A 5,228-nucleotide genomic window follows, 5' to 3' on the forward strand; every position below is an offset into this window, starting at 1 on the left:
GCCGACCTTGACGACCGACCTCGCATGGCCCCAAAAGAAATTAGGCCGGCCGGGTTGACATGGTGTCATCATACGAGTATTCGAACGAACAATGCAATAGCTGTGCGGAGTTCGAAGATTAGTGTCTTTATCGTTAGCGGGGTCAAGGCTACGACAAAGGAGCCCGAATGAGTCATATTTGAAGGCTAAATTCGCGTCTTCTAAGGCCACTTTGGAGTCCTCTAAAGCAATTTTCGTTCCGTTGATACACAAACCCCCATATCATCAGACTCTACACTTCGGCTAACGGCGGAAAAAATTTTTCGGTGAGGGTGTCCGCTTTTGCGAGGAGCGTGTCCCCTATATAGTAGACCGATGAAAGGTCGGTCATCACAGAAGGAGGGCAGTATCGTGCCATGTACCGCAACGAGGCCAGACTATGCGACGTTCTGGTCGGACTATGCCCTAGACGACGGTGTACAGGCGTGGTTTTGTCAGCAAAATTATACGAGAAGGGAAGGCTGAAGATGGAGGCTAACAAAACAGTCTACAATTCCAATAGCAGTCTATGCGGGAAGTTCAAGGCTGGGTGGATACCTGCGTACGAGGTGCAAAGCGGTGATAGCTTATATGCACTCGCCGAGAATTTTTACGGTAGCACAGCAGAGGGGTGTGAGAATGCTCTGGCCTGGTGGAACTGTATGTCTGGAGCTGGAGCTATTTTGGAAATCGGGCAAATAATGACCCTACCCTATAGCATGTCGCTCTATGATAGTAGTACTGGCCATTGCTACACATATACGTTGGATATGGGAATTGTGGCCCAACAATATACCGCTACGCAAGTGAGTTCAAGTTGTATATCGAGCGGGAATTGTTGCGATTACGATAACAAAGTATCCTACGGACTCAACTACGGTGGGCAACAAAGTTACCCAAGCCTAGGTGGCTCTAACACCTGTACCTAAGATTTTAAGGGTTTACCGTACCACTTAGGCCAGTAAGCCGAGTTCGACACGGGTGCTGATTTCAACAGGACACCACGGTCAGCATATCGAGAGGCCCCCGGAGGCTCGAAATAGTAGTAATCGCCTTCTCCTAGATAGAGGGGTGGTCGCCCATACTTAACCCACTGAGCATAGATACTTTTGGGCTGCCATTGCATAATCCACTCTTCACGTTTAAGTAGAGATGCGTGGGTTCCGGGGTTGGGCATCGAGATTTTTTTCATCGATGCCGCAACCACCGGAACTTTTTTGGAAATAGCTGATTTTGTATTCTGTCCAACTGAAGTCAATGCGGCGGTAGTGAGTAATGCTAGTCCGACTGTTGGAATGCCATATTTTATAATCCTCATCCTCATATCACAAAGCCCCTTTTTCAACCAGTATGCCCTATGACCATGGTCATGTCCATCCATTTCCTTGCCTTTTTCCCTTGTCGCTGTGACCAAGCATTGCCACTCTGCGAGCTTGCTTGATGTCACCCAAAATCGCATGCGATTGCGCTATGGATGGTCTTGTGAATGCCGATCTGCTGTCACTGTGCCTCGAGTTCTGCGCTGTCTCTATCTGGGGACAGCACTCTTCTCTCTTCTGCTTTCTCTAGTTGGGTCATCCACTGCTGCCAGTGCGGATCGTCCATCACCAAGGCTCGCAGCGCCTCCCACTTGGCTTCCGAATCCACGCCCAACTCCGCCATGCCGCGGCCGACGTGTATCCATATTCGTTCCTGCTGTTTCCGCCGTTCCCGTTGGGCCTGCCGCGCCAACTGATCCCGTCGCGCCGTCATCTGGGCTACCTTCTCATCCAACGCCGCTAACCGTTCTTCATTCGACCACCGCGCCAACCCTGCCCCCCCTCTCTCCCTCGACACCGTTTTTGTCAGACCATGCTACCGTTTTCTTCCGTTCATCCGTGCCAGGCCTTCCCTGCTATGGTACCATATGGGCAGATTACTGAGGTGAACAGCAACCTTTAGGGTGACGGAGCCCGTGCTGAACCGGTTAGATCTGCTGTTGGGCGATGACGTGCTCGCGGAATGTTTGGGGTCCAATCGCGTGCTGGACTTCAGGCAATGGCTTACGGGCGGCTACTTGGTCGCCATCCATCTGCCCGATGACTTGGGGCGGGAAGCCAAAGACATTCTGGCGGATTTCCTGCTCTCCAAGATTGAACTGGCGATGCTGGGCCGCCCTGAATCACAGCAACGCCCCTGCTTTGTCATTGCGGATGAGCCGCACCAATACCCCTCCGCCGCGGAGCGCTGGAAGCGCATGGTGGTCGAGTCCCGCAAGTGGCGTGTCGGCTTGCTGTGGCTGTTTCACGACTGGCGGCAACTCCCCCGCGACCTGGCCGACATCATCAAGTCGGCCGGTGTGAACTACCACCTCTACCCCTCGTCCAAACACACATACAAGAGCCTGCTCGAGGAGGTCGAGCCGATTACGTTGGAGGAAGCGATGGCCCCGCCCCGCTATCATGCTATCAACGTGATTCGCTCCGGGGGTGCGGTGGTGCCGCCGTTCGTCCCGGATGCTCGAGCCCCCCACGACGCGGACCAAACCAGGGACCGACATGGGTTGAACTTATGTTAGACCGTGGTACAATAATGCCAAGAGTGCAACCGCTCCTGTGTTGTCCCGCCGCGCTAACGTGGCGTAAGGCGCTCTGGATTACCAGAGTACGCAAGGTCTCCACAGTGAAGTTGCCCATTTTTATTGCCTGACGGCTACGACCCCCAAGTGGTACAACAACGGGGCTATGAAGCGAAAGCGGTCCTCGTTCGGATCGCCTGCCAGGTGTCGCCGGATGGTCCCTGTTGTTAAATCCGCCAACTGCAATGGCTTCTCAAGAACGGAATCCGCAAAGCGCACGGTGCCGGCGGCCCGCGTGAGTAAAATCGCTTCCAGGGTGGGCTCTAACGTGGTACAGCCTTCGAATCGATCACAAACCACGTCGACCGTATCTTGGGGCGTCAAGGGAAGTGCCCAGACGAGGCTGCGAAAGGTTTCGCGATAGACCGTCAGCATCCGGTTGTGTGCGAGGGCGGTCCCTCGTCCCTCCGAGGGGGCTTTGAGGTAGTACGTGGCCACGACTCTTATGTCCTTGCGGGGGACTGAACGTCGCTTTTTTCGCTTCCACAGGCTCATTTCTTCGAGAACACGGGTGAGAACCCGCGGATGATCGCGGTGAAGATCAAATTCATGGTACTCGCGGACATCGACTTTGAGATGCCGTGAGATGGTCCGGAAGCGGCCGACGGTGGCATTGAGAGACACGACCTCATCGGCGACAATCGCCTCCAGTACAAATCGTTCCCGATCCTGCGACTCATCGATAAAGACAACCACGCCTGCCTGTCCCCCATTCCAATATCTCATTTTGGACCGGGACACGGGGCGCTGTCACGCTTTTTTGTTTCTCCGTCAACGGTACACCGTATACCGTCATCGTAATTGTCGATAATTCCTTCGCGCGCCGTGTGGCGTGTGCTATGTTAACCGTAATCCGTGCACGGTTGACCGTATACGGTAAACGACAAGAGGTGAATCCAATGAGTCGTGTCATCGCCGTCGTAAATCAAAAAGGCGGCGTCGCCAAAACCACCACCGTCGCCAATCTCGGCGTGGCGTTGGCCCAAGCAGGCCAACGGTGTCTGCTGGTGGATAGTGACCCGCAGGGGTCGTTAGCGATTAGTCTGGGCCAAGACCCGGATTCGCTCGCCAGTCACACACTTTATGAGGCGATGGTGCTGGCAGACGAAGGGGCTCACAAGGACTTGAAAGATGTCATCCTTCACGACCAGCAAGGGGTGGATTTGATTCCCGCGAATTTGGAGCTGGCCGCGGCGGAGATCGATTTGAATTCACAGTACGCGCGGGAGTATGCCCTGTCGCGCCTATTGGCGCCCGTACGGGACGCCTACGACTTCATCCTGGTTGACTGTCCTCCCCAGCTCGGCATCCTCACGATTAACGCGCTGGTGGCGGCCGATAGCGTGCTGGTGCCGTTGGCCACCAACTATCTCGCCCTGCGGGGCCTCCAACTGCTATTGCGTACGGTGCGGTTGGTGCAGTCGCGGCTGAATGCGAGCCTCCGCATTGAAGGCCTTCTGCCGACGCTCTACGACCGCCGCACAAGCCATCATCAGGAAACGTTGCAGGAAGTCCGTCGCATCTTTGGCGAGCAGCACATCCGTGTCTTCGAGACCGTCATTCCGCGCAGTGTGCGCTTCGAAGAATCCCCCATCACGGGCACACCAGCGGTGGTGTATGCGCCGAATACGCCCGGGGCGCAGGCGTATCGGGAGCTCGTTCAGGAGGTGCTCATCAATGCCTAAGCGTGCCAAACTCACTGGAGTCGATCGTTTGTTTGAAAACGCCCCCGCGCCGTTCGCAACCAAACCGCAGGACACCGTAAAAGCGTCGGGATCCTCCGCTCCTAAGGCCGGACAGCGGTGGGACGACCGCTATCATCGCCGCACGTTCTATTGTGAGGACGAGAATTGGGCCGCGCTGCAGGCCTGGTGCAAACAAACAGGCACTAGTCATTCAGCGGCGCTAAATGCGGCGTTGAAAGCGTTCTTGAACTCACACGAGTGACTCAAAGAGTTTACCGTTGACCGTATACGATATGCGTCTCGGATCGCCGGGGAGCGATGAATGGAGACGGTCCTTGGGAATCGAACCCAACTCCAGGGTTCGCGTTCCCGGACACTCGGTTGCAGACGAGGGAGCCCGCCAGTGCCCAATGACCGTCATGGTAGCATCGTGCTCCACGGGTATTTATGCATCAATAGGTCATGAATCGCATGCTATCGATCTTCGACCAAAATCACGGGGGCAGAATTATCGGGGTTTGTGAGCATTGGCACCAAAAACCCGAATGCCGATGTACGGAAAAGGACTGTGGAGATAGAATGGTCGCACGTTGTTACGCAACATCATCTCACACAACGAGGTGGCATCGTAGCGGGGGCCTACCCTTCCACAGGTGCCGACTCCCGCGTCGACCGCCGCCGCACCAGCCAGGTGGCCCCGAGGCTGGTGAGCATGGTCACGCCCAGCGCGGCCGGGTCGATCCAATGCACGACGAGGTCCGTGGCCGCCACCGGGGACGGCAGTCGCCACGCGATCGCGCCCAACAGGCCCATCAGGCTCCACACGAGCACCACCCGGCCCCGCGGCGAGAGAGATAACCCGTCTTGAAGATTGATCGTGAGGACAAACACGTGGAGGGTCAAGTACA

The 5,228-nt window shown here is 55.9% G+C and carries 5 protein-coding genes and 1 pseudogene; 3 read left to right on the forward strand and 3 right to left on the reverse strand.

All coding sequences use genetic code 11. From position 1 onward, the window contains the following. Positions 1-1,518: 1,518 nt before the first annotated feature. Positions 1,519-1,827, reverse strand: a complete 309-nt coding sequence (locus HIJ39_RS21275) for a hypothetical protein (protein WP_169103049.1) — start codon at positions 1,825-1,827, stop codon at positions 1,519-1,521. Positions 1,828-1,972: 145 nt separating this feature from the next. Here HIJ39_RS21275 and HIJ39_RS21280 point away from each other — a divergent pair, with 145 nt between their 5' ends. After that, the gene (locus HIJ39_RS21280) at positions 1,973-2,575 is read left to right on the forward strand and encodes a hypothetical protein (RefSeq protein WP_169103050.1); all 603 of its coding nucleotides are present in this window, start codon (positions 1,973-1,975) and stop codon (positions 2,573-2,575) included. Positions 2,576-2,695: 120 nt separating this feature from the next. On the opposite strand, the gene HIJ39_RS21285 is transcribed toward HIJ39_RS21280, so the two are convergent. Continuing rightward, positions 2,696-3,331 carry a DUF3800 domain-containing protein gene (locus HIJ39_RS21285; protein ID WP_169103051.1) on the reverse strand — a complete coding sequence of 212 codons (636 nt, stop codon included), beginning with the start codon at positions 3,329-3,331 and terminating at the stop codon, positions 2,696-2,698. 203 nt (positions 3,332-3,534) lie between these two features. On the opposite strand from HIJ39_RS21285, the gene HIJ39_RS21290 reads away from it, so the two are divergent. Together HIJ39_RS21290 and HIJ39_RS21295 are read left to right on the forward strand one after the other, a co-directional pair. Continuing rightward, positions 3,535-4,320, forward strand: coding sequence for a ParA family protein (locus HIJ39_RS21290; protein ID WP_169103052.1), 786 nt, complete (start codon positions 3,535-3,537; stop codon positions 4,318-4,320). Next, a complete protein-coding gene (locus tag HIJ39_RS21295; RefSeq protein ID WP_169103053.1) occupies positions 4,313-4,582 on the forward strand; it encodes a hypothetical protein in 270 nt (89 codons plus the stop codon). The genes HIJ39_RS21290 and HIJ39_RS21295 overlap by 8 nt, the downstream gene beginning before the upstream one ends. Positions 4,583-4,959: 377 nt before the next feature. Here the strand turns inward: HIJ39_RS21295 and HIJ39_RS21300 are convergent. Continuing rightward, positions 4,960-5,228 (reverse strand): annotated as a pseudogene (locus tag HIJ39_RS21300) (GerAB/ArcD/ProY family transporter); the annotation flags it as partial.

The organism is Sulfobacillus harzensis (assembly GCF_012933365.1).
GTDB classification, from domain to species: Bacteria; Bacillota; Sulfobacillia; order Sulfobacillales; family Sulfobacillaceae; genus Sulfobacillus_B; species Sulfobacillus_B harzensis.